Below are 23,029 nucleotides of genomic sequence, written 5' to 3'. Positions count from 1 at the left end.
TGATGTGGCCACATGGCCCCCACAAAGGGCTGCGCCGACCTGTCTAGCGTTATACTCCCCGTCCGTTTTACTGTTATCCGAGTATTCCGATGGGTCTTTCCGCAACTGCCACACCCGAACCGCGTCGCCTTGGCGCACCTTTTATCGCCTTGGCCTTGCTGCTGGCTGGCGCCTGGTTCCTCAACTTCAATGCCGGCTTCAAGCAGGTTTTGTTGCTGGTGGTCGGCGCCGCGCTTGGTCTGACGCTGTATCACGCCGCCTTCGGTTTCACTTCGGCCTGGCGAGTGTTCATCAACGAGCGACGTGGCGCAGGCCTGCGCGCACAGATGGTCATGCTGACCTTGGCCGTGCTGCTGTTCTTCCCGGCGCTTTCGGCAGGTAGCCTGTTCGGTAACCCGGTCACCGGTCTGGTAGCCCCGGCGGGTGTCTCTGTGGTGTTCGGGGCGTTCATTTTCGGCATCGGCATGCAGCTGGGCGGCGGTTGCGCATCGGGCACGCTGTTCACTGTGGGTGGTGGTAATGCGCGCATGTTGGTAACCCTGCTGTTCTTCATCATCGGCTCGGTCAGCGCTACCCATCACGCTGATTGGTGGTTCGCCTTGCCGTCGTTCCCGGCCACCTCGATCGTGCAAGCTTGGGGGGTAGGGCCTGCGCTGTTGGTTAGCCTGGCGGTATTCGGGTTGATCGCCTGGGCCACCGTGGTGCTGGAAAAACGCCGGCATGGCGCGCTTGAGGCGCCGGTTGCCAGCGAACACCAGGGCCTGCGCCGCTTCCTGCGTGGTCCTTGGCCATTGCTGTGGGGCGCTGTCGCCCTGGCCTTGTTGAACTACGCGACCTTGGCGCTGGCGGGGCGGCCATGGGGCATTACCTCGGCGTTCGCCCTGTGGGGGGCCAAGGTGCTCAACGGGTTGGGCGTGGAGGTCGGCAGTTGGGTGTTCTGGCAGGCTCCGGCCAATGCCAAGGCCTTGGCGGCGCCGTTGTGGCAGGACATCACCACAGTGATGGACCTGGGTATCGTGCTGGGGGCGTTGCTGGCGGCGGGCCTGGCCGGGCGCTTTGCGCCAAGCCTGAAGATCCCGCTGCCGTCGCTGGTGGCCGCAGTGATTGGCGGCCTGCTGCTGGGCTACGGTTCGCGCCTGGCGTACGGGTGCAACATCGGTGCGTATTTCAGCGGTATCGCCTCGGGCAGCGTGCATGGCTGGCTGTGGCTGGTGGCGGCCTATGCTGGCAACCTGGTCGGCGTGCGCCTGCGCCCGCTGTTTTTCGCTGGTGAGCGGCGCCCTGCGGTACTGAGCGGGTGCTGAAGCACTGATTTGATTGCTGCAAGGGGTGCAGAAATCATCTGCACCTCGCCTGATTGTTCAACGTTTCCTACCTGATTAGCCTGATTCGAACACTCATCCAGCAGGATTCGATCATGGTTACCCGCATCATTCTCAATGGCACCGGCACTGCCGATGTCATGCAGCTCGAACACATGGCGGCGCAAACTCCAGGGCCTGGGCAGGTCTGGCTGGAACAGACCGCCATGGGTGTGAACCCGCTGGACGTGTTGCAGCGCAAGGGTGGGGCAGGGCTGGCATTGCCGTCAGGCCTGGGGCTGGAAGGTGCAGGTAGGGTCACTGCCCTCGGCGATGGGGTTCGCAACGTGCAGGTCGGCGACCGGGTCGCCTATGCGATGGGGCCGGTCGGCGCTTATGCCAGCGGCCGGCTGTTCCCGGCCGAACGGCTGGTCAAGCTGCCGCCGCAGCTGGAGGACGAAGCCGCCGCAGCGGTGCTGTTCAAGGGCATTACGGCGCAATACTTGTTGAAAACCACCTTTGCCGTGGGGCCGGGTACACAAGTGCTGCTATACGGCGCAGCCGGTGCCTTGGGCCAGCTGATGGCACCTTGGGCGCGGCACCTGGGGGCGACGGTGATCGGCGTGGTGTCGCGCCCGCAAAGTGTGGCGAGGGCACAGGCAGCAGGCTGCCAGCATGTGCTGGTGTTCGACGCGGCAACCTTGGCCAGCCAGGTGCGCAAGCTGACCCAAGGGCAAGGGGTGGATGTGGTGTATGACTGCGTGGGCAAGGTGTCGCTGGAGGCTTCGCTGGACAGCCTGCGAGTGCGCGGCCTGTTGGTGTCGTTCGGTGGCACCTCCGGTGCACCGGCGGCTGTCGAGGTGGCCACGCTCAATGCCAAGGGCTCGTTGTACCTGACCCGGCCGTCGTTAGCGGCCCACACCCGCACGGTCGAGGAGTACCAGCAGCGTGCGGCCGATGTGCTGACGGCCGTCGCCGAGGGTATCATCCAGCCTCGGGTGTGGCGTCGCTACCCGCTGGCTGACGCAGCCAAGGCCCACGGGGACCTGGAGCAAGGGCGGTCGGAGGGCGCGTTGGTACTGACTGCCTGATGCCCGATCCTTGACCCCACTGCCCTGAGCCGAGCCTTGCCATGGATGCCTTCGACAGCCGCCGCGCCGATGAACTTGCCACTTTGCTGGCCTTGCATGAGCAGGGCTCGTTTGCTGCTGCCGGGCGACAACTGGAGCGCCACCCCACGGTGCTGTCGAAACGCCTGAGCTCACTGGAAACGCGGCTGGGCATTCGCCTGGTGGAGCGCAGCACGCGGCAGTTGCGCTTTACCGATGAGGGACAGCGGCTGGTAGCCAAGGTACGCGAGGCAAGCCGGCTGATTGCCGAAGCGGAGCAGGAGGCTGCCGAAGGCGCTGCAACGGTGCGTGGGCGCCTGCGTCTGGCGTTACCGGCGGCCATGGGCAGGCGCTGGTTAAGCGGGATGCTTGCCGACTTTGTGCTGGCCTACCCGCAAGTGACGGTGGAGACCGAGTACGCCGACCGTTTCGTTGACCTGATCGGCGAGGGCTTCGACGCCGCGATTCGCATTGGTGAGCTAGCGGACAATCGACTGGTGGCGAGGAAATTATGCGATCACGTACGCATCCTGTGCGCATCGCCTCAGTACCTCGCTCGGCATGGGGTGCCTGCGGAGCCGGAACAATTGCCTGAGCATAATTGTTTAGGTTTCAGTGGTTTACGATCATTTCCTGAATGGCGCCTGAAGAGCGGCGCGCATCAGGTAAACGTCAAGGTTACCGGTAGCCTGCGCAGCAATGACAACGAAGCGCTGCTGGAGGCAGCGCGCCGCGGTGTAGGAATTTTGGCGGGTGGCGACTGGCTGATGGGCGAGGACCTGGCCAGCGGCAACCTAGTACGGGTGCTGCCGCAATGGCAATTGGACGTGGCGGCGGGCATCTACCTGGTGCGACCCACCGCACGCCTGAATACAGCGGCCCTGGGCGCCTTCAAGGCCTGGCTGGAGGACCGTTTCAAGGGCGGCGCCCCTTGGCGGCCCTGAAGCGGTCTTTGTAGGCGCAGCACAAGGTTACGCCTACATGACTTTATGTTTACTTAATAACTTATTGATAAATAAGTAATTATCTTTTTGCTACAGCATGCTGAACACACTGCTCGTAGTAGGTCTGCTTGATCGCGGCAGGCTTGAGTCGCGAGCGGCTATTGTAGGTCTGCTCGGTAATGCCAAAGGCGGTCATGCGCATCCACGGTTTGGGGAATTTGCGTACCTGCAGCTTCTTGCGCGTGGCATACAGGGTTACCCCGGAAAGCTTGGCCTGCTGGGCCTCGGCGGCTATCTGCGCACCCCAGCCGCAGGTGTGGCGATCGTTCTGGCTCAGTGCGCGGGCCTGGGCGCTGAAAGCGAGCGTGGCCAGCAGGCAGCCGGCCATCGTTGCTAGAAGTACTCGCATGTTGCTGTCCTAAGCGTCTGAAAGGAAAAAGAGTTTGCCTTCACTTTCAGTGGCTGGGGGCCAGCAATTTGCCGTCAGAATATGGCCATGCGCAGCGGGCTGGCAGCAGGCTTGCGCAGGCTGATCCACGCCAGGCTGGCGACCCAGATCACCGACACACCATAGTTCAGGCGCTGATACAGGCCGAACAGCTGGCCGCTTTGGGCCGCCTGGCCCATCAGTATGACGGTGACGATCGCCAGCACTACACAGACCAGAGAAAACAGCGCAAATGCAGGCGAGCCAGCAATGCGGCTGCCCTGCCATGCCCAGAGGGCGCTGGCAACGGTCAGGGAGAGGAACATCAGCAAGCCGGACAGGTTATGCAGTTGCTGGGCGGTGGATGGCTGTGTCGGTGCGCAACCCTGATCGCAAGGGAACCACCCGGTTCCCAGGCTGCCGATGCCATGCAGCAACACCAGGCCGGCACTCAGCAGCGCCAGCTTCGAGCCACGCCAGCGTCGGGCGAGGCCCCAGGCAAACAGGCCGAACAACCCGGCCAAGGGAAAATTGTTGAGCAGTGGCGACCAGCTGTGGGTTGGCGAGCCTGTCGCACCCAGCTGGCTCATGGCCTGTTGCAGGTGGTCGTAGCCGGGGTACGCCAGGGCGGTGAGCCATACCCCTGCCAACAGCCAGAGGGGTATCAGCAGGCCGCTGCCGAGCAACAGGCGGTCGAGGGTTTTCATGCTGCGGTGTCCTTCCATGGATGAGTGAGCGTGAGGGCGCACAGTACAGGCTTGCGCGGGGCTTGAGCCAGTGCTTCTGTGGGTTTTTCCTGGGCTGGGGGCCTTCAAAGGTGAGCAATAAATACCGCACCGGGTGTATGTGATCGTACAACCGCTTGCGCTATGATGAGCGCTGTCTTTCAAGGTGAAATACAGGGCAATGACAGAGCAGCAGGTACAGGCAAGGACCCGGCGCAAGCCGCGCAGTCTGGCCCAGGAACTGGTCACAGTGCTGACCGAGCGCATTCGCAGTGGCCAGCTCAAGCGCGGCGACAAGCTGCCGACCGAATCGCAGATCATGGCCGAAGAGGGCGTCAGCCGCACCGTGGTGCGTGAGGCGATCTCGCGGCTGCAGGCTGCCGGGCAGGTAGAGACCCGTCATGGCATCGGCACCTTCGTGCTGGATGCACCGGCAACCGGGGGCTTTCGCATCGACCCGGCCACTGTGGTCACCCTGCGCGAAGTGCTGGCGGTGCTGGAGTTGCGCATTGCCCTGGAGATCGAGTCCGCTGGGCTGGCGGCGCAGCGGCGCAGTGATGAAGCGCTGGCTGGTATGCGGGCGGCGCTGGACGAACTCAACGAAGGGGCCGCCCATGCCACTGATGCGGTGTCGGCGGACTTCCAGTTCCACTTGCGCATCGCCCAGGCCAGCGGTAACCACTACTTCGCCGATATCATCAACCACCTGGGTACCAGCATCATTCCGCGCACCCGGCTGAATTCGGCGCGGCTGGCCCATGATGATCAGGCGCATTACATGAGCCGGTTGATGCATGAGCACGAGGCGATCTATGAAGCGATTGCCCGGCAGGACAGCGAAGGGGCGAAGATGGCCATGCGTATGCACCTGAGCAACAGCCGCGAGCGCTTGCGTCAGGCGCATGAGGCGGCTGAGGCACAAGGGGCCTGAGCCATTTGTCGCCGGTACAGCCAAAAGAAAGCCCCGCCATGTGCGGGGCTTTCTTGTTTCAGGCAACCCGTCAGATCACCTCCTCGCTCCATTGCCCGTTCACCAGCCGACGCAGCCCCAGCGGGTTGCCATCGCGCAGTGCTTCGGGCAGCAACGCCTGCGGATAGTTCTGGTAGCACACCGGGCGCAGGAAGCGGTCGATGGCCAAGGTGCCGACCGAGGTGCCACGCGCATCCGAGGTCGCAGGGTAAGGCCCGCCGTGAACCATGGCATCACACACTTCGACACCGGTCGGGTAGCCATTGATCAGGATCCGCCCGACTTTCTCCTCCAGCAGTGGCACCAACCACGCGTAGGCCTCGAAATCTTCCGCTTCGCCGATCAGGGTAGCGGTCAACTGGCCACGCAGGCCGAGCAGGGCGGCGCGCAGTTGTTCGTCGTCCTGCACTGCTACGGCCACGGTGGTGGGGCCGAACACTTCTTCCTGCAGCAGCGGGTCAGACTGGACCAGCAGGCCTGCATCGGCCTTGAACAGCTGGGCGCGGGCCTGGCTGCCTTCCTGCTTCTGGCCGGCCAGGTGCTGGATACCACTATGGGCATGCAGGTGCTCCAGGCCGCCAACGTAGCTGCGCAGGCCTCCCGCGTTGAGCATGGTTTGCCCGGCCTGTTGGTCCAGATGCTGGCCAAGGTCGGCCAGTAACTGGTTGTACTGCGGCGACTGCAGCCCGATCACCAGGCCCGGGTTGGTGCAGAACTGCCCGGCACCCATGCACACAGAGCCGGCCAGTTCGCGAGCAATGGCCTCGCCACGCTTGGCCAGGGCGCCCGGCAGGATGATGACCGGGTTGATGCTGGACATCTCGGCGAACACCGGGATTGGCTGCGGGCGCTCGGCGGCCATGCGGCACAGAGCGTCACCGCCTTTCAGCGAGCCGGTGAAGCCAACGGCCTGGATGGCTGGGTGCTTGACCAGCCACTCGCCCACGCCGCCTCCGAATACCATGTTGAACACGCCTTTGGGCATGCCGGTACGTTCGGCAGCGCGCACGATGGCGCAAGCAACCAGGTCGGCGGTGGCCATGTGGCCGCTGTGCGCCTTGAACACCACCGGGCAGCCGGCGGCCAGGGCTGCGGCGGTATCACCGCCAGCGGTGGAGAAGGCCAGCGGGAAGTTGCTGGCGCCAAACACAGCGACCGGGCCGACACCGATGCGCATCTGGCGCAGGTCTACGCGTGGCAGGGGTTGGCGTGCGGGCAGTGCCAGGTCGATGCGCGCGCCGAGGAAGTCGCCGCGACGCAGTACCTGGGCGAACAGGCGCATCTGCCCACTGGTGCGGCCGCGCTCGCCCTGGATACGGGCGGCGGGCAGGGCTGTTTCGCGGCAGACGATGGCGACGAAGGCATCGTCCAGTTCGTCCAGTTCGGCGGCGATGGCGTCGAGAAACTCGGCACGACGTGCCGGGGCCAGTTGGCGGAATTCGGCGAAGGCGGCGGCGGCGGCGCTGGCGGCCTGGTCCACTTCGGCCTCGGTAGCTTGGGCGAAGCTGAAGGGCAGGGCTTCGCCAGTGCTGGCGTCCAGGCTCTGCAGGCGCTGAGAACCAGCGGCACTGCGCTGACCGGCGATGAAGTTGTGGCCGAGGATTTCAGGCATGGGGTGCTCCTGTAGGTTGAAAGAAAATCTGGCGGGTTGTCGCATGACCTGTGGGAGCGGGCATGCCCGCTCCCACAGCATGCCCTCGGCATCAGGTAATCGGTGCCGGGTTGAACAGGGTGATGTCGTTGTGTAGCCGGTGCTGCTCGGCCCAGGTCTGCTTGCGGCCGCTGGCCACGTCCAGGTAGTAATGGAACAGTTCCCAGCCCAGCTCTTCGATGGTCGAACGGCCTGTGGCGATGCGCCCGGCGTCGATATCGATCAGGTCGGGCCAACGCTGGGCCAGTTCGGTGCGCGTGCACACCTTGACCACGGGTGCCATGGCCAGCCCGTAAGGGGTGCCTCGGCCTGTGGTGAACACATGCAGGTTCATGCCGGCGGCCAGTTGCAAAGTGCCGCAGACGAAGTCGCTGGCCGGGGTGGCGCAGAAGATCAGGCCCTTGCGCGTTACCCGCTCGCCTGGGCCAAGCACGCCCTGGATAGCGCCGCTGCCCGACTTGACGATCGACCCCAGGGATTTCTCGACGATATTGGACAGGCCACCTTTCTTGTTGCCCGGCGTCGTGTTGGCACTGCGGTCGGCGGCCCCTTGCTGCAGGTAGCGGTCGTACCAGTCCATTTCGCGCACCAGGGCATCGGCAACGTCTTGGTTTTGCGCGCGCGAGGTCAGCATGTAGATGGCGTCTCGTACCTCGGTCACTTCCGAGAACAGCACCGTAGCACCGGCACGTACCAGCAAGTCCGCGGCGTAGCCCAGCGCAGGGTTGGCGGTGATGCCCGAGAAGGCATCGCTGCCACCGCACTGCATGCCGAGGATCAACTCGCTGGCCGGTACGGTTTCGCGGCGGCGCTGGTCGAGCTTCTTGAGGCGGGTTTCTGCCAGCTCCATGATTTGCTCGATCATTTCCACAAAGCCCAGGCTGGCGTCCTGCAGGCGGTACAACCATGGCTCGCTGAGGTCTACCGACGGGTCGTTGTCGTGCATCACCTGGCCGGCCTGCAGCTTTTCGCAGCCGAGGCTGATGACCAATGCCTCGCCACCCAGGTTGGGGTTGCGGGCCAGGTTGCGCACGGTGCGGATCGGGATGTAGGCGTCGCGAGCGTTGATGGCCACGCCGCAGCCGTAGCTGTGGGTGATGGCTACCACGTCATCGACGTTGGGGTACTTGGGCAGCAGTTCGCTGCGAATGCGCTTGACCGCATGCTCCAGCACGCCGGTCACACACTGCACGGTGGTGGTGATGCCGAGGATGTTGCGGGTGCCAACGGTGCCGTCGGCATTGCGGTAGCCTTCGAACGTGAAGCCTTCGAGTGGCGGCAGCGGTTGTGGGACGGCGTCGCAGCGCGGCAAGCTGTCCAGTTCCGGGGCGGCCGGCATGGCCAGTTGGCTTTCCTGCACCCAACTGCCCTGGCGTAGGTCCTCCAGCGCGTAGCCGATGATTTGCCCGTAGCGGCGCACGGGCTCGCCTTTGGCGATGGCCTTGGTTGCGACCTTGTGGCTTTGTGGCACGCCTTCGACCAAGGTCAGGCCGTCGGCGAAGTGGGCGCCTTCGCCCAGGCCGCCGTCGTTGACCACCACCACGACGTTATCGTCGTCGTGCAGGCGGACGTAGCGCGGCGAGTCGGAATGTTCGATCAACTGCATGTTTGGGCCCTACTTGTCAGGTTCTCAGGCTTTTTGTACATCTGCCCGCACCGGTTGCCCCGGGGCGGGCGTGTTCACTCAGTGGCGCGAGCTGGCCAGTTCGCCATTGGCGGCAGGCTCAGCCTGTGGCTTTGGGGCGTCGTCGCGCAGTTCGATACGCTTGATCGGGCCGACGATCACCAGGTAGCTGAACACCGCCACCAGCGCGTTGGCGCCCACGTACACCAGCGCCCATTTGAACGAGCCGGTGGCGCTGATGATGTAGCCGATCACGATAGGGGTGGTGATCGAGGCGATGTTGCCGAAGGTGTTGAACAGGCCACCGGACAGCCCGGCGATCTGTTTCGGCGAGGTGTCTGCCACCACCGCCCAACCCAGCGCGCCAATGCCTTTGCCGAAGAACGCCAGGGTCATGAAGCCAACCACCATCCACTCGGCATCGACGTAGTTGCAGAACACCATGGTGGTCGACAGCAGCAGGCCGCAGACAATTGGCAGTTTGCGCGAGAAGGTCAGCGAGTTGCCACGGCGCAGCAGCCAGTCGGAGATCACGCCGCCCAGCACGCCACCAATGAAACCGCAGACCGCCGGCAGCGAGGCGATGAAGCCGGCCTTGAGAATGGTCATGCCACGTTCCTGCACCAGGTACACGGGGAACCAGGTAAGGAAGAAGTAGGTGATAGCGTTGATGCAATACTGGCCCAGGTACACGCCCAGCAGCATGCGGCTGGTCAGCAGTTGCTTGATGTAGCCCCATTTCGGGCCGTCGTTGCCGCGCTTCTGGTCCATGTCCACCAGGCCGCCGTTATGCTCGATGTGCTCAAGCTCGCTTTGGCTGATGCGTGGGTGTTGGCGCGGGTTGTGGATGGTTTTCAGCCACACCATGGAGAACACGATACCCAGTGCACCCATGACGACAAACACGTGCTCCCAGCCGAAGCTGAACACGATCCAGCCCATTATCGGGGCGAACAGCGCCGTGGCGAAGTACTGCGCCGAGTTGAAGATGGCTGAGGCAGTGCCGCGCTCCTGAGTCGGAAACCAGGCGGCGACGATGCGTGCGTTGCCCGGGAACGACGGGGCTTCGGCGAAGCCAACCAGAAAGCGCAAGGTGAAGAGGGTGACAACCGCCCAGGCAACCGGCAGGCCACCGACAAAACCCTGCAACAGGGTGAACAGCGACCAGGTGAAGATGCTGAAGGCGTAGACGTTCTTGGAACCGAAGCGATCGAGCAGCCAGCCACCAGGAATCTGGCCAGCCACGTAAGCCCATCCGAAGGCGGAGAAGATATAACCGAGGGTTACGGCGTCAATGCCGAGGTCTTTCTGCAGGCTGGAGCCTGCGATGGCGATGGTAGCGCGGTCGGCATAGTTGATCGTGGTCACCAGAAAAAGCATGAACAGGATCAGGTAGCGCACATGCGTCTTTTTAGTCGCTTGCATGCTGGCAATACTCCCACTAGTTATTTTTGTGCGGGCTCACGAATTGTAACCGGAGTGGGGCTGGCCCACTCCGGGCGCGGCATCTGGCAGGCCGCGGACAGGGCTTACTGCGGGCCCATCTTGTCCATCAGCGCGGCGAGCATCTCGTACTCTTCTGCGGTGAGGTCGGTCAGCGGGGTGCGCACGGGGCCTGCGTCGTAACCGGCAATTTTGGCGCCGGCCTTGACGATGCTCACGGCGTAGCCGGCTTTGCGGTTGCGAATGTCCAGGTACGGCAGGAAGAAATCGTCGATCAGCTTGGCCACGGCAGCGTGGTCGTCACGGGCGATGGCGCTGTAGAAGTCCATGGCGGTCTTCGGCACGAAGTTGAACACCGCGGAGGAGTACACCGGCACGCCCAGGGCCTTGTAGGCAGCAGCATACACTTCGGCGGTCGGCAGGCCACCCAGGTAGCTGAAACGTTCGCCCAGGCGGCGACGGATCGACACCATCAGCTCGATATCACCCAGGCCATCCTTGTAGCCGATCAGGTTCGGGCAGCGCTCGGCCAGTTTTTCCAGCAGGTCGGCGTTCAGGCGGCAGACGTTGCGGTTGTACACCACCACGCCGATGTTCACCGATTTGCACACCGCTTCTACGTGTGCGGCTACGCCGTCCTGGCTGGCTTCGGTCAGGTAATGCGGCAGCAGCAACAGGCCCTTGGCACCCAGGCGCTCGGCTTCTTGTGCGTATTCGATGGCCTGACGGGTGGACCCACCAACACCCGCGAGGATAGGAACCGAGGTGGCGCAGGTATCGACGGCGGTCTTGATCACCTGGCTGTACTCGCTGGCGGCCAAGGAGAAGAACTCACCGGTGCCGCCAGCGGCGAACAGGGCGCTGGCGCCATACGGGGCCAGCCACTCCAGGCGCTTGATGTAGCCAGCCGGGTTGAAGTCGCCCTGGGCGTTGAAGTCGGTGACCGGGAAAGACAGCAGGCCGTGGGAGAGGATGGATTTAAGTTCTTGTGGATTCATTGTTGTTGGCATCCTGTGGCGCTTGGGTGAAGGGTGTTGTTCTGCGTTAGAGGTAAGTTATCGTACAACTTAAGCGATGACTAGCCCTCCTTGCAGAAAAATTTGTGTGCGCCGGTCTGGAGGGGGCGCCGCTCGATCTCGCAGGCGCTAAAAATGACACGGCGACCGCATGTTGGTCATCGTATCTCTTAGGTGGGAAGGGGTAAAAAACGATCGCGGAGACAGGCACGAGCCCGCCGCCCGATTCCACGGGAAGTGTTCTGGGACCAGCAGAGGGTGACCGGGGAAACGGGGGCGACCTTGCGCCGCCCCGCGATCAAAGCAGAGGAAACTGAATGTCAGGCAGCGTGCTGGCGCTTGACCTGCGCCTTGCGTACCTGGGCTCGGCAGGCATCGCCGAAAGCCTGGAAGATCTTGATCGAATCAGGGTTCTTCGCCGCTTGCCATTCTGGGTGCCACTGTACGGCGAACAGGAACGGCGAAATGCTCGGCGCGTGAATCGCTTCAACCAGGCCATCTTCGGCATGGGCGATAGCTTCGATACCGGCGCCGAGCTTGTGCAGGCCCTGGCCATGCAGCGAGTTGACGCGAATCTCGTCGGTACCCAGGGTGTCACGCAGCCAGCTGCCCGGCTGGATCTTCACCCCATGTACTTGGGCGTACTGCACTTCAACCGGGTCTTCCGGGTTTTCCCGGTGGTCATTGAAGCCAGGCTCGGCGTAGACCTTCTGGTAGATGTCGCCACCCAGGGCCACGTTGATTTCCTGCATGCCACGGCAAATGCCGAAGATTGGCAGGCCACGCTTGATCGCCGCCTTGACCAGTGGGATGTCGAACAGGTCGCGGTTCTGGTCCTGGCCCTTGCCTGGGGTTTCATTTTCCTGGCCATACAGGGCCGGGTCGATGTTGCTGCCAGCGCCCGTCAGGTACACGCCGTCGGCCATGTCCAGGTAGGTCTCGAGGTCTTCAATGCCGCAGCAGGTGGGCACCAGTACCGGGAGGCAATCGGAAAACTCGACCAGCGGGGTGATGTATTTGTGGGTCATGACCTGATAGTCATGGCCTTTGCGCTCTTGGCTGCCCATGGTCATCAGGACGACGGGTTTGCGCAGGGAAGGTTGCTTGTTGCCAATGTTGCTGTTGGACATATGTCACCTTGGGACAGGTTCAACCTGTCGTTGTTGTGCAGGCGCACGGCGCGGGGCTCTGGGTGCTGCCTGTAGCCCCGAGCACTGCCGGCTCGTCAGAGGCGACGATTCCGGTCGGGGCATGTAGATAGCTTGCCAGAGCCGTTCGATATGTCAAACGACGGAAGAGGGCTTTAATGCGGGGGATGCGCCGGTTTTTGGGGGCTGAAACCGATGCGGGCCTGTGGTGGCGTGGGTTTGGCGGGGGCGTTGGTCAATAATATTTAACGATGCAGTTGGGTCTTTGCAGCGGTGCAATGAGCAAGGCGCTCGAGGCAAGCGCGGTCCTTGCAGGAGCGGCCTTGTGTCGCGAAAGGGCCGCAAAGCGGCCCCGGATTTCAGCACTGATGCACATTGCTGGGGCTGCTGCGCAGCCCTTTTGCGACGCAAAGCCGCTCCCACACGCATCAGACCTCCATTCAGTGCAGTATCTGCGCCAGAAACGCCTTGGCCCGCTCGGTGCGCGGCTGGTTGAAGAACACCTGCGGCGGGTTGTCTTCGATGATCTGCCCACCCTCAAGGAACAGCACGCGCTCGGCTACCTGCCGGGCAAAGCCCATTTCGTGGGTGACGCACAGCATGGTCATGCCCGTGCCGGCCAACTGCACCAGCACATCCAGCACCTCGGCGACCATTTCCGGGTCCAGCGCCGAAGTAGGCTCGTCGAACAGCATGATCCGTGGCTTCATGCACAGCGCCCGGGCGATGGCCACGCGCTGCTGCTGGCCACCGGACAACTGGCTGGGGTACTTGTGCGCCTGGCTTTCGATGCCGACCTTGCTCAGGTACATGCGTGCCCGCTCCTCGGCGTCCTTGCGTGACAGCCCGCGCACGCTGGTGGGGGCCAGCAGGCAGTTGTCGAGCACGCTCATGTGTGGAAACAAGTTGAAATGCTGGAACACCATGCCGATGTCGCTGCGCACCTGCGCGGCCTCGCGCGTGGTGGCTGACAGGTCGATGCCATCCACCTGGATGCTGCCCTGCTGGGCAATCTCCAGGCGGTTGATGCAGCGGATCAGGGTCGACTTGCCCGAGCCGGAGGGCCCGCACAGCACGATGCGTTCGCCTTCGCGCACCTGCAGGTCAATGTCACGCAGCACGTGGAAGGCGCCGTAATGCTTGTTCAGGCCTTCGATACGGATCAGCACCGGGCGCGGGTCGGGTTCGGGGGCAAGGGTGGCAAGGCTCAGTGGTGCGGTCATGTTGTTTTTCTCCCGCGTGGGTTCAGTCGAAACGGGTCGCGCTGTAGGGCGCGGGGTCGGTGAAGGGGCGCTCGCCAGTGAGCAGTTCGGCCAATAGCCGGCCGCTGACCGGGCCCAGGGTGAGGCCGTGGTGGGCGTGGCCAAAGTTGAACCACAGCCCCGGGTGGCGCGGTGCCGGGCCGATCACCGGGCGCATGTCGGGCAGGCACGGGCGACGGCCCAGCCATGGGGTGTCGTCCAGCCGCTCGCCGAGGGCCGGGAACAGCTTGCGCGCCAAGGCTTCGCAACGGCCCAGCTGGATCTGGTTGCCAGGCGCCCCGGCTGCGTCGAACTCGATGCCGGTGGTCAGGCGTACACCGCGCGCCATCGGCGCCAGCACGTAGCCGCCCTGGGTATCGCAGATCGAGTGCTCCAACTGTGCGCCGTCGCGGGTGCTGTAGTGCATGTGGTAGCCACGTTTGATCGCCAGCGGAATCTGATAGCCCAGGCCGCTGAACAGGTCCGCCGACTGCGGGCCGAGGCAGGCCACCACCTCGTCGGCGGTAACCGGGCCACGACGGCTTTCTACCCGCCACTGGCCGTTGGCTTGGCGCAGGCTGCGCGCATCGCCATGCAGGAACTGCCCGCCGCGCTGCAGGAACAGCGCGGCATAGCCACGGGTGAGGGCGCCGGGGTTGTTCACGGTCTTTGGGTCGAGCCAATGAATGCCACCGACCACGGTGGCGTCCAACTGGTGCTCGCGTGCCTGCAGTTGCCCGCATTCGAGTATCTCGAACTGCAAGCCGTAGCGGCTCAGGCCCTTGGCGTCAGTTTTGGCCTGCTCGAACAGCGCAGGGTCGCGGAACACTTCGATCCAGCCTTTGGCCTGCACCAGCCCTTCAAGGCCGGCCGCTTCGATCAGCGCGTCGTGTTCTTCGACGCAGCGTTGTACCAGCGGCAGCATATCGGCGGCGGCCCCGGCCAGGCGGCCGGGCGCCGACTGGCGCCAGTAGCGCCACAGCCACGGTGCGACCTTGGGCAGGTGCGCCAGGCTGTAGCGCACATCGGGCTGGCGGTTCAGGCCATAGCGCAGCAGCGCGCCCAGTTGCCGGGGGAAGGCGTAGGGGATGACGCTGGAGCGCTCGATCAGCCCGGCGTTGCCGTGGCTGGTGCCGCTGCCCGGTTCGTCGCGGTCGATCAGAATCACCTGGCGCCCGCGGGCCTGCAGGTGCAGGGCGGTGCTGACGCCGACGATACCGGCGCCGAGGACAAGGGTCTGGCAATGCATGGAACGTATCCTTCGGTCAGTTCAGGTGGCGGCCCAAGCGGCCTTCCAAGTGTTTCAGCAGGCGCCTTACCAGCTCGACGATCACCAGGTAGAGCACGGCCGCCCACAGGTAGATCTGGAAGTCGAAACTGCGCGAGAAGGCCAGTTTGGTCACGCCCATCAGGTCGTAGATGGTCACCAGCGAGGCAATCGCGCTGGCCTTGATCATCAGGATCAGTTCGTTGCCCAGTGGGCCGATGGCCACGAGCAGCGACTGCGGCAAGATCACCTTGAAGAAGGTGGTCGAGCGTTTCAGGTTCAGCGCCCGTGCCGCCTCATGCTGGCCGGGCGCAACGGCCATCAGGCTGCCGCGGAAGATCTCGGCTTGATAGGCGGCGGTGTTCAGGGTGAACGCCAGCAAGGTGCAGAACCACGCCTCGCGGAAGAACCACCACAGGCCGACGTCCTGCCAGAAGCCCTTGAGCGAGCCCAGCCCGTAATACAGCAGGAACAGCTGCGCCAGCAGTGGCGAGCCGCGGAAGAAGTACACGTAACCGGCGGCCATGCGCTGCAGCACCAGGCTGCGCGACATGCGTGCCAGGGCCAGCAGCAGGCCGAGCACGGCGCCCAGGGTGAAGGAAATGGCCACCAGTTTGGCAGTTACCAGCAAACCGTCGAGAAAGCGTGGGCCGTAGCGCTCCAGCAGGTCGGGGTCGAGTACCAGCGCCAGCAGTTGATCGAGGCTCATGCGCGTGCTCCTAGCAGGTGGCGGTTGCTACGCCGTTCGATGTAGGCGAACACGCGCCCGGACAGTGCCGCGAACAGCAGGTAACCCAGGCAGGCGACGCCGTAGAAGAACATCGGCTCCTTGGTCACGCTGACCGCCAGGTTGGTCTGGCGCATCAGGTCGACCAGTGAGATGGTCGACACCAGCGAGGTGTCCTTGAGCAGCGACAGCCAATTGTTGGAAAGGCCGGGCAGGGCGATGCGGGTCAGTTGTGGCAGCAGCACCTTGAAGAACCCGGTGCGCTTGCTCAGGCCCAAGGCCGAGCAGGCTTCCAGCTGGCCCTTGGGCAGGGTCTTGAAGGCCGCCAGCCAGATCTCGCTGGAAAACGCGGCAAATACCAGGCTGAAGGCAATCATCGCGGCGAGGAAGGTGTTGATCAGGAATTCACCCTCGTAGCCCATGGCGGCGAGGATCTTCTGCGCGGCGATCTGGCAGCCGTAATAGATGATCAGCAAGGTCAGCAGCTCGGGCAGGCCGCGAAACACGGTTGAAAAGGTAGTGGCCCAGGCCCGTGGCAGGCGCTTGCGCGAGCGCGCCGCCAGGGCGACCACCAGGCCCAGTGGCAGGCCGATGGGCAGGCAGGCCAGGGCCAGGGAAACGGTAACCAGCGCGCCGGCCAGCAACGCCTGGCCCCAGCCTCCGCTGGCGAAGGACAGCAAGGACAATTGATCGAGCATGACGAACCCCTAAGATGGGCAACGCGGTCTCTTTGTAGGAGCGGCCTTGTGTCGCGATAGGGGTGCGTAGCGCCCCCACATTTTCAGCTTCGCCGCGAAGAACGCCGGGGCCGCTTTGCGGCCCTATCGCGACACAAGGCCGCTCCTACAGGGATTGCGCAGTTTCCTGAAGATCAGTTGTAGATATCGAAAGCAAAGTACTTGCTGGCGATCTTCTGGTAGGTGCCGTTGGCCACGATCTGTTGTAGCGCGGTGTTCAGGCGCTGGCGCAGGGCTTCGTCGTCCTTGCGCACGGCAATGGCGGCATCGGCCTTGGTGTCGGCCACATCGCCGAGGATCTTGCAGCAGTCCCCGCCGTTCTTGCTCATCCACTCGTGCAGCGGGAATTTGTCGGCAATCACGCCGTCCAGGCGGCCTGCGGCAAGGTCCGCGTTGGCCTCGTCCATGGTTGGGTACAGCTTCACATCGGCACCGGCCTTGCCATACACGTCTTCGGCGTAGATGGCCTGGGTGGAGGACGACTGGGCGCCGACGGTGTAGCCGACAAAGTCGGTCTGGGCGCTGTCGATCTTGCTGTCCTTGGCCACCGCAACGGTCAGTGGCGTGCGGTAGTAGTGGTCGGTGAACGCGATTTTCTTGCGCCGCTCTTCGGTGTCGATCATTGACGCCACCACTGCGTCGTACTTGCGTGCCATCAGGGCGGGGATGATGCCTTCCCAGTCCTGGGCCACCAGCGTGCATTCCACTTTCATCTGTTCGCACAGGGCATGGGTGATGTCGATATCGAAGCCATGCAGCTTGTTATCGGCGTCTACATAGTTGAAGGGCGGGTAGGCACCCTCCGTGGCGAAACGCAGGGTTTCGGCACTGGCGGCACCCGCCAGCAGCAGGGCGCACGCACCCACCAAGGCCATGGACTTGTTCATCTCGCACCTCATTGCACTCTTGCTATTGTTGTTTGCCCGTCGACCACGAGGTGTAGCCGACGAATTCGTTATGTAGAGCGGCAGTCGCTTCCAAGCGTTTTTCAACATCCGGCCCGAGCTTCTTGCAGACCTCGTTGACCATCAGGTGCACCCACGACAGCATCGTCGAGGTGGATTCCCAGAACAGATTGAACTCGGTGGGGATGCGGAACACCTCGTCGGCATTGGCATCGGCCCAGTCACAGAAGGTGTCGGTCACCAGGGTGACCGCAATGCCAGCCTCGCGTGCCTTCTGGCACAGCATCAGGGCGTGGCGGGAATAGCGGCGCGCCTCGAACACCACCAGGGCGCTGTCTTCGGCGCGGCCCAGCAGCACTTCGCCGAAGTGCCCAGCGCTGATGTCGACCAGCTGCACACCATCGCGCAGGTATTGCAGCAAGTGGCTCATGCACATGGCGATGCCACGCTCGGTCTGGAAACCGGCGATGAACACCCTGGGCTTGCTCGCCAGGCGTTGCGCCACGGTGTGCCAGGCCGTGCTCTGGCGGTATTCGTGCACGCGCACCAAGGCGGCGATTTCCAGCTCCAGGCTGCCGGCGTTGTCACTGGCGTCCTGGTTCTGGCGGTAATCTTGCAGGCGATCACCCACCAGCCATGGGCCATCGCCAAGATCGTTCTGCAGGTCTTGCTTAAGCGCCTTGAGGTGGGCATAACCCAATGAGCGGCAGAACCGCCCGACGCTCGATTCGCTGACGCCCAGCTTGGCGGCAATGCTGGCTGAAGTCTGGAACGGCAGTTCGTGCAGGTTGGCGAGCATGTAGGTGGCGATCTTGCGACCCGAGGCAGCGGCCCCTTCGAGGCTGTTTTCCAGGCGTTGCTTGATCGGTTGGCTCATGCTGCGGCTCCAGGGGTAAGGCTTGGGAAGAAAATGAATGTTTTCTGTCATCAAGTCAACATTTGACAGATTGCTGTCACATGCAGGAAAGTTTTTGTCGTTGCAACGCTGTAGCCAATCCAAAACAACAAGGAGCTTCAGATGTCCGCACCCTCCACCAGCACCATTGTGCGCGTGCCCTTTTCCGAGCTGCAGGGCCTGCTGCAGGCCATCTTCCAGCGCCATGGTTGCAGCGAGGCCGTGGCTCGGGTGCTGGCCCACAACTGCGCCAGCGCCCAGCGTGATGGCGCTCATAGCCATGGGGTGTTCCGCATGCCCGGTTATGTTTCGACCCTGGCCAGCGGTTGGGTCGATGGCCAGGCCACACCCAAGGTTAGCGACGTGGCTGCTGGTTATGTGCGTGTCGATGCCGCGGGTGGTTTTGCCCAGCCGGCACTGGCGGCGGCCCGAGAACTGTTGGTGGCCAAGGCGCGCAACGCCGGCATCGCCGTGCTGGCAATCCACAACTCGCACCACTTCGCCGCGCTGTGGCCGGATGTAGAGCCGTTCGCCGAAGAGGGCCTGGTTGCCCTCAGCGTGGTCAACAGCATGACCTGCGTGGTGCCACATGGCGCGCGCAAGCCACTGTTTGGCACCAACCCCATCGCTTTTGCCGCGCCTTGCGCCGAACATGACCCGATCGTCTTCGACATGGCCACCAGCGCCATGGCCCATGGCGACGTGCAGATTGCTGCGCGGGCTGGCCAGCAGCTACCTGAAGGCATGGGCGTGGATGCCAATGGCGAACCGACCACCGAGCCCAAGGCGATTCTGGAAGGCGGCGCCTTGCTGCCGTTTGGCGGGCACAAGGGCTCGGCGCTTTCGATGATGGTCGAGTTGCTGGCGGCGGCGTTGACCGGCGGGCACTTCTCCTGGGAGTTCGACTGGTCGGGGCACCCGGGGGCGAAGACGCCGTGGACCGGGCAACTGATCATCCTCATCGACCCCAGCAAGGCCGAAGGCGAGCGGTTTGCCCAGCGCAGCCGTGAACTGGTGGAGCAGATGCAGGCCGTAGGGCTGGCGCGCATGCCGGGCGAGCGGCGTTACCGCGAGCGGGAGGTGGCCGAGGAGGAAGGGGTGGCGGTGACCGAGCAGGAGTTGCAGGGCCTGAAAGAGCTGCTTGGCTGATCCCTGCACCGTCGGGCCATGCAATGTTGCATAGACAACCTTGCACAATAGTGGATGTTCCTGAGCCTGCACTCCGGGTATGCTCAGGTCTGCCTTTTCGAACTGTCCTGATCCAAGGAGCTGCACGCTGTGTTCAAACATGTCGATGCCTATGCCGGCGACCCGATCCTCTCGTTGATGGAAACCTTCAAGGCCGACCCGCGCGCCGACAAGGTCAACCTGAGTATTGGCCTGTACTACGATGAGGCCGGCGTGGTGCCGCAACTGGCGGCTGTGGATGCGGTGGAAAAACGCATGGCCGGCCAGGACCACGAAGCCTCCCTGTACCTGCCGATGGAAGGCCTGGCCAGCTACCGCCAGGCGATCCAGGCGCTGCTGTTCGGTGCTGATCACCCCGCCGTGACGGGCGGTCGCGTGTCTACCGTGCAGACCGTGGGCGGCTCCGGTGCCCTTAAAGTCGGTGCCGACTTCCTCAAGCGCTACTTCCCGCAGTCCGAAGTCTGGGTCAGCAACCCGACCTGGGACAACCACCGCGCCATCTTCGAAGGCGCAGGCTTCAAGGTGCACTCCTACCCGTACTTCGACCAGGCCACCCGTGGCGTGGACTTCGACGGCATGCTGGCCACCCTGCAGACCCTGCCGGCCAACAGCGTGGTCCTGCTGCACCCGTGCTGCCACAACCCTACCGGCGCCGACCTGGAACAGCACCAGTGGCAGCAAGTGGTCGAAGTGGTCAAGGCGCGCCAGCTGATCCCGTTCCTCGACATCGCCTACCAAGGCTTCGCCGAAGGCCTGGTGGAAGACGCCTACGCCATCCGCGAAATGGCCCGTGCCGGCGTGCCGTGCCTGGTCAGCAACTCGTTCTCGAAAATCTTCTCGCTGTACGGCGAGCGGGTAGGCGGCCTGTCGGTGGTGTGCGATGACGACGCCACTGCCCAGAGCGTACTTGGCCAGTTGAAGGCCACTGTGCGCCGCAACTACTCCAGCCCGCCCAACTTCGGCGCCCAGCTGGTGGCTGGCGTGCTCAGCGATGCAGGCCTGAATGCCCAGTGGGCCGAAGAAGTCGAAGTGATGCGCAAGCGGATCCTCGACATGCGCCAGGCGCTGGTCGATGCCCTGGCCGTGCTGCTGCCAGGCCAGGACTTCCAGTTCTTCCTGCGCCAGCGCGGCATGTTCAGCTACACCGGCTTCAGCGTCGAGCAGGTGCGTCGCCTGCGTGACGAGTTCGGTGTGTACCTGATCGACAGCGGCCGCGTGTGCATGTCCGGCCTGCGTCCGGCCAACCTGCAGCGGGTTGCCGAAGCGTTCGCCGCCGTTCAGAAGTAATCCTCCAGGGGCCCAGCGCGGCCCCTGCATTCGCAGCTTCGCAGCGAGTAATGCCAGGGCCGCTTTGCGGCCCTTTCGCGGCGCAACGCCGCCCCCACAGGTCATTGCTGCAACCCGCGTTTTCAGCCAGCTGCACCTCACTTGTAAAGACAAGTGCAACCGCCCCTCGGAAAAGGGCTTCGCAAGTGCAACCTTTCCGTGCACAATCGCGCCCCTCTTTTCCGGTTGAGTTGGGCGAAGGCACTGTTTCGCCATTCTCAGCCTGTTGCAGTCTTGCGAGTGGAGCTTCACCCGGAATGAATGAGCAGGCCCCAAGCGTTGAACAACGCTTTGCAGAATCGACCCCCGCCACCCTTGGCAGCTGGGCGCGTCACGACACCACCTGGATGCTGGGCCTGTTCGGCACAGCCATTGGCGCCGGAACCCTGTTCCTGCCGATCAACGCCGGCCTTGGCGGCTTCTGGCCGCTGCTGATCCTGGCCATCCTGGCCTTCCCGATGACGTACTTTGCCCACCGTGGGTTGACCCGATTCGTCCTGTCGGGGCGCAACGGTGGCGACATTACCGAAGTGGTCAAGGAGCACTTCGGCAGCACCGCCGGTGCCTCGATCACCGTGCTGTACTTCTTCGCCATCTTCCCCATCCTGCTTATCTATAGCGTGGCGCTGACCAACACCGTGTCCAGCTTCATGGAGCACCAGTTGCACATGCAGCCGCCGCCGCGGGCCATCCTGTCGTTCGTGCTGATCCTCGGCCTGCTGGCCATCGTGCGCTGTGGCGAGCAGGCCACGGTCAAGGTCATGAGCCTGCTGGTGTACCCGTTCATCGTCGCCCTGGCGTTGCTGGGCCTGTACCTGGTGCCGCACTGGACGGGTGGCATCCTCGACAGCGCTACCCAGGTGCCACCGGCCTCGGCCTTCCTGCACACCCTGTGGCTGGCCATTCCGGTGATGGTGTTCTCGTTCAACCACTCGCCGATCATCTCGGCCTTTGCCGTTGACCAGAAGCGCCGCTACGGCGAGCACGCCGATGAGCGCAGCGGCCAGATCCTGCGCCGTGCCCACCTGCTGATGGTGGTGATGGTGCTGTTCTTCGTGTTCAGCTGCGTGCTCACCCTGAGCAGCGCCCAGCTGGCCGAAGCCAAGGCACAGAACCTGTCGATCCTGTCGTACCTGGCCAACCATTTCAGCAACCCGACCATCGCGTTCGCTGCGCCGTTGATCGCCTTCGTGGCCATTGCCAAGTCGTTCCTGGGCCATTACATCGGTGCCAGCGAAGGCCTGAAGGGCATCATCGCCAAGACCGGCGCGCGCCCGGGTGCCAAAACCCTGGACCGCGTAGTTGCCGCGCTGATGCTGGTGGTGTGCTGGATCGTCGCCACCCTCAACCCGAGCATCCTGCGCATGATCGAATCGCTCGGCGGTCCGATCCTTGCGGTGCTGCTGTTCCTGATGCCGATGTACGCCATCCGCCGTGTACCGTCGATGCGCAAGTACAGCGGTGCAGCCTCCAACGTATTCGTTGTGGTGGTCGGCCTGGTTGCGTTGACCTCGGTGGTGTACGGCCTGCTCGGCTGATTCGCTGCCAGAAATAAAGAATGCCCGGGGCGCTTGTCGCAACCTGGGCATTTTTTTGTCCACAAGAATTGTCCGGCAATAGAACAATTTCACCTGCCCCCATAGGCACCCGGCCGCCTTCATGCTTAACTCAGTGTCCTTTTCAAACCCCGTATAAGGATTTCGTCATGGCTCAAGTGACTCTCAAAGGCAACCCGGTTCAGGTCAAAGGCGAACTGCCGAAAGTCGGCGCCCAGGCTCCGGCCTTCTCCCTGGTCGGTGAAGGCCTGGCTGACAAGTCGCTGAAGGACTACGCCGGCAAGCGCAAGGTGCTGAACATCTTCCCGAGCGTCGACACCCCAACCTGCGCCACCTCCGTGCGCAAGTTCAACGCCCAGGCCAATGATGTAGCCAACACCGTGGTACTGTGCATTTCCGCCGACCTGCCGTTCGCCCAGGCCCGCTTCTGCGGCGCAGAAGGCCTGGAAAACGTGAAGAACCTGTCGACCCTGCGTGGCCGCGAGTTCCTCGAGAACTACGGCGTCGCCATCGCCGACGGCCCACTGGCCGGCCTGGCCGCCCGCGCCGTGGTGGTGCTGGACGAGAGCGACAAGGTGCTGCACAGCGAGCTGGTTGGTGAAATTGCCGACGAGCCGAACTACGATGCAGCGCTGGCTGTACTGAAGTAAAGGTTGTGGGGTAGGGCGGGCATCTGCAGCCCACCGTCGCCCCAAGCAACACCCTGTAACGGCCCGGAACGCGTTCCGGGCCGTTTTCATTTAAAATTCCGCGTCTTGGCAACGTCAGGCAAAGGTAAACCTCTGGTAAAGGCCCTTTGCTAAAACGATGGCAGTGCTTATCGTTCACC

At 63.5% G+C, this 23,029-nt stretch carries 21 protein-coding genes; 8 read left to right on the top strand and 13 right to left on the bottom strand.

All coding sequences use genetic code 11. The features are described 5' to 3' along the window. Positions 1-89 precede the first annotated feature (89 nt). The 3 genes from DM807_RS09925 to DM807_RS09915 all read left to right on the top strand — a co-directional run bounded on the left by DM807_RS09925 (position 90) and on the right by DM807_RS09915 (position 3,354). Positions 90-1,304, top strand: a complete 1,215-nt coding sequence (locus DM807_RS09925; protein WP_179027331.1) for a YeeE/YedE family protein — start codon at positions 90-92, stop codon at positions 1,302-1,304. 113 nt (positions 1,305-1,417) lie between these two features. Beyond that, positions 1,418-2,392: a quinone oxidoreductase family protein gene (locus DM807_RS09920; protein WP_179027330.1), complete on the top strand. Its 975-nt coding sequence runs from the start codon at positions 1,418-1,420 to the stop codon at positions 2,390-2,392. Between the two features lie 41 nt (positions 2,393-2,433). Then, positions 2,434-3,354 (top strand): LysR family transcriptional regulator, encoded by a 921-nt coding sequence (locus DM807_RS09915; protein ID WP_069943323.1) that lies wholly within the window; start codon positions 2,434-2,436, stop codon positions 3,352-3,354. Between the two features lie 79 nt (positions 3,355-3,433). Here the strand turns inward: DM807_RS09915 and DM807_RS09910 are convergent, their stop codons facing one another. Next, complete coding sequence (locus DM807_RS09910; protein ID WP_012271958.1) at positions 3,434-3,763, bottom strand: hypothetical protein; 330 nt, start codon at positions 3,761-3,763, stop codon at positions 3,434-3,436. Between the two features lie 74 nt (positions 3,764-3,837). Next, positions 3,838-4,488: a DUF998 domain-containing protein gene (locus DM807_RS09905; RefSeq protein WP_012271959.1), complete on the bottom strand. Its 651-nt coding sequence runs from the start codon at positions 4,486-4,488 to the stop codon at positions 3,838-3,840. Between the two features lie 199 nt (positions 4,489-4,687). Here DM807_RS09905 and DM807_RS09900 point away from each other — a divergent pair, with 199 nt between their 5' ends. Continuing rightward, entirely contained in the window at positions 4,688-5,437 is a 750-nt protein-coding gene (locus DM807_RS09900) for a FadR/GntR family transcriptional regulator (protein ID WP_012271960.1), read from the top strand. A gap of 70 nt (positions 5,438-5,507) precedes the next feature. On the opposite strand, the gene DM807_RS09895 is transcribed toward DM807_RS09900, so the two are convergent. The 11 genes from DM807_RS09895 to DM807_RS09845 all read right to left on the bottom strand — a co-directional run bounded on the left by DM807_RS09895 (position 5,508) and on the right by DM807_RS09845 (position 18,112). Continuing rightward, complete coding sequence (locus DM807_RS09895; RefSeq protein WP_012271961.1) at positions 5,508-7,088, bottom strand: aldehyde dehydrogenase (NADP(+)); 1,581 nt, start codon at positions 7,086-7,088, stop codon at positions 5,508-5,510. A 91-nt stretch (positions 7,089-7,179) separates the two neighbouring features. Beyond that, entirely contained in the window at positions 7,180-8,733 is a 1,554-nt protein-coding gene (garD, locus tag DM807_RS09890) for a galactarate dehydratase (protein ID WP_012271962.1), read from the bottom strand. A gap of 78 nt (positions 8,734-8,811) precedes the next feature. Then, positions 8,812-10,176: an MFS transporter gene (locus tag DM807_RS09885; RefSeq protein WP_069943320.1), complete on the bottom strand. Its 1,365-nt coding sequence runs from the start codon at positions 10,174-10,176 to the stop codon at positions 8,812-8,814. Positions 10,177-10,280: 104 nt separating this feature from the next. After that, on the bottom strand, positions 10,281-11,192 hold the full coding sequence (kdgD, locus tag DM807_RS09880) for a 5-dehydro-4-deoxyglucarate dehydratase (RefSeq protein ID WP_012271964.1): 912 nt from the start codon (positions 11,190-11,192) through the stop codon (positions 10,281-10,283). 338 nt (positions 11,193-11,530) lie between these two features. Next, positions 11,531-12,340, bottom strand: a complete 810-nt coding sequence (locus tag DM807_RS09875) for a gamma-glutamyl-gamma-aminobutyrate hydrolase family protein (protein ID WP_179027329.1) — start codon at positions 12,338-12,340, stop codon at positions 11,531-11,533. Between the two features lie 458 nt (positions 12,341-12,798). After that, entirely contained in the window at positions 12,799-13,581 is a 783-nt protein-coding gene (locus DM807_RS09870; RefSeq protein WP_179027328.1) for an amino acid ABC transporter ATP-binding protein, read from the bottom strand. Between the two features lie 22 nt (positions 13,582-13,603). Continuing rightward, complete coding sequence (locus DM807_RS09865) at positions 13,604-14,848, bottom strand: NAD(P)/FAD-dependent oxidoreductase (RefSeq protein WP_012271967.1); 1,245 nt, start codon at positions 14,846-14,848, stop codon at positions 13,604-13,606. Positions 14,849-14,864: 16 nt separating this feature from the next. Beyond that, a complete protein-coding gene (locus tag DM807_RS09860) occupies positions 14,865-15,575 on the bottom strand; it encodes an ABC transporter permease (RefSeq protein ID WP_012271968.1) in 711 nt (236 codons plus the stop codon). Further along, complete coding sequence (locus DM807_RS09855; protein ID WP_012271969.1) at positions 15,572-16,291, bottom strand: ABC transporter permease; 720 nt, start codon at positions 16,289-16,291, stop codon at positions 15,572-15,574. The genes DM807_RS09860 and DM807_RS09855 overlap by 4 nt, the downstream gene beginning before the upstream one ends. Positions 16,292-16,464: 173 nt before the next feature. After that, positions 16,465-17,217 (bottom strand): transporter substrate-binding domain-containing protein, encoded by a 753-nt coding sequence (locus tag DM807_RS09850; protein ID WP_012271970.1) that lies wholly within the window; start codon positions 17,215-17,217, stop codon positions 16,465-16,467. Positions 17,218-17,239: 22 nt separating this feature from the next. Then, positions 17,240-18,112, bottom strand: coding sequence for a MurR/RpiR family transcriptional regulator (locus DM807_RS09845; protein WP_012271971.1), 873 nt, complete (start codon positions 18,110-18,112; stop codon positions 17,240-17,242). A gap of 141 nt (positions 18,113-18,253) precedes the next feature. On the opposite strand from DM807_RS09845, the gene DM807_RS09840 reads away from it, so the two are divergent. From DM807_RS09840 to tpx, 4 genes are all read left to right on the top strand, one after another. Beyond that, on the top strand, positions 18,254-19,279 hold the full coding sequence (locus DM807_RS09840; RefSeq protein ID WP_179027327.1) for an Ldh family oxidoreductase: 1,026 nt from the start codon (positions 18,254-18,256) through the stop codon (positions 19,277-19,279). Between the two features lie 129 nt (positions 19,280-19,408). After that, a complete protein-coding gene (locus DM807_RS09835; protein ID WP_179027326.1) occupies positions 19,409-20,605 on the top strand; it encodes an aromatic amino acid transaminase in 1,197 nt (398 codons plus the stop codon). 296 nt (positions 20,606-20,901) lie between these two features. After that, the gene (locus tag DM807_RS09830) at positions 20,902-22,182 is read left to right on the top strand and encodes a serine/threonine transporter (protein WP_012271974.1); all 1,281 of its coding nucleotides are present in this window, start codon (positions 20,902-20,904) and stop codon (positions 22,180-22,182) included. A gap of 167 nt (positions 22,183-22,349) precedes the next feature. Continuing rightward, entirely contained in the window at positions 22,350-22,850 is a 501-nt protein-coding gene (gene tpx / locus DM807_RS09825) for a thiol peroxidase (RefSeq protein WP_012271975.1), read from the top strand. Positions 22,851-23,029: the final 179 nt, after the last annotated feature.

The sequence above is a fragment of the Pseudomonas hunanensis genome (assembly GCF_013393325.1).
Classification (GTDB): Bacteria; Pseudomonadota; Gammaproteobacteria; order Pseudomonadales; family Pseudomonadaceae; genus Aquipseudomonas; species Aquipseudomonas putida_P.
This window is presented reverse-complemented; position numbering and strand designations above follow the sequence as displayed.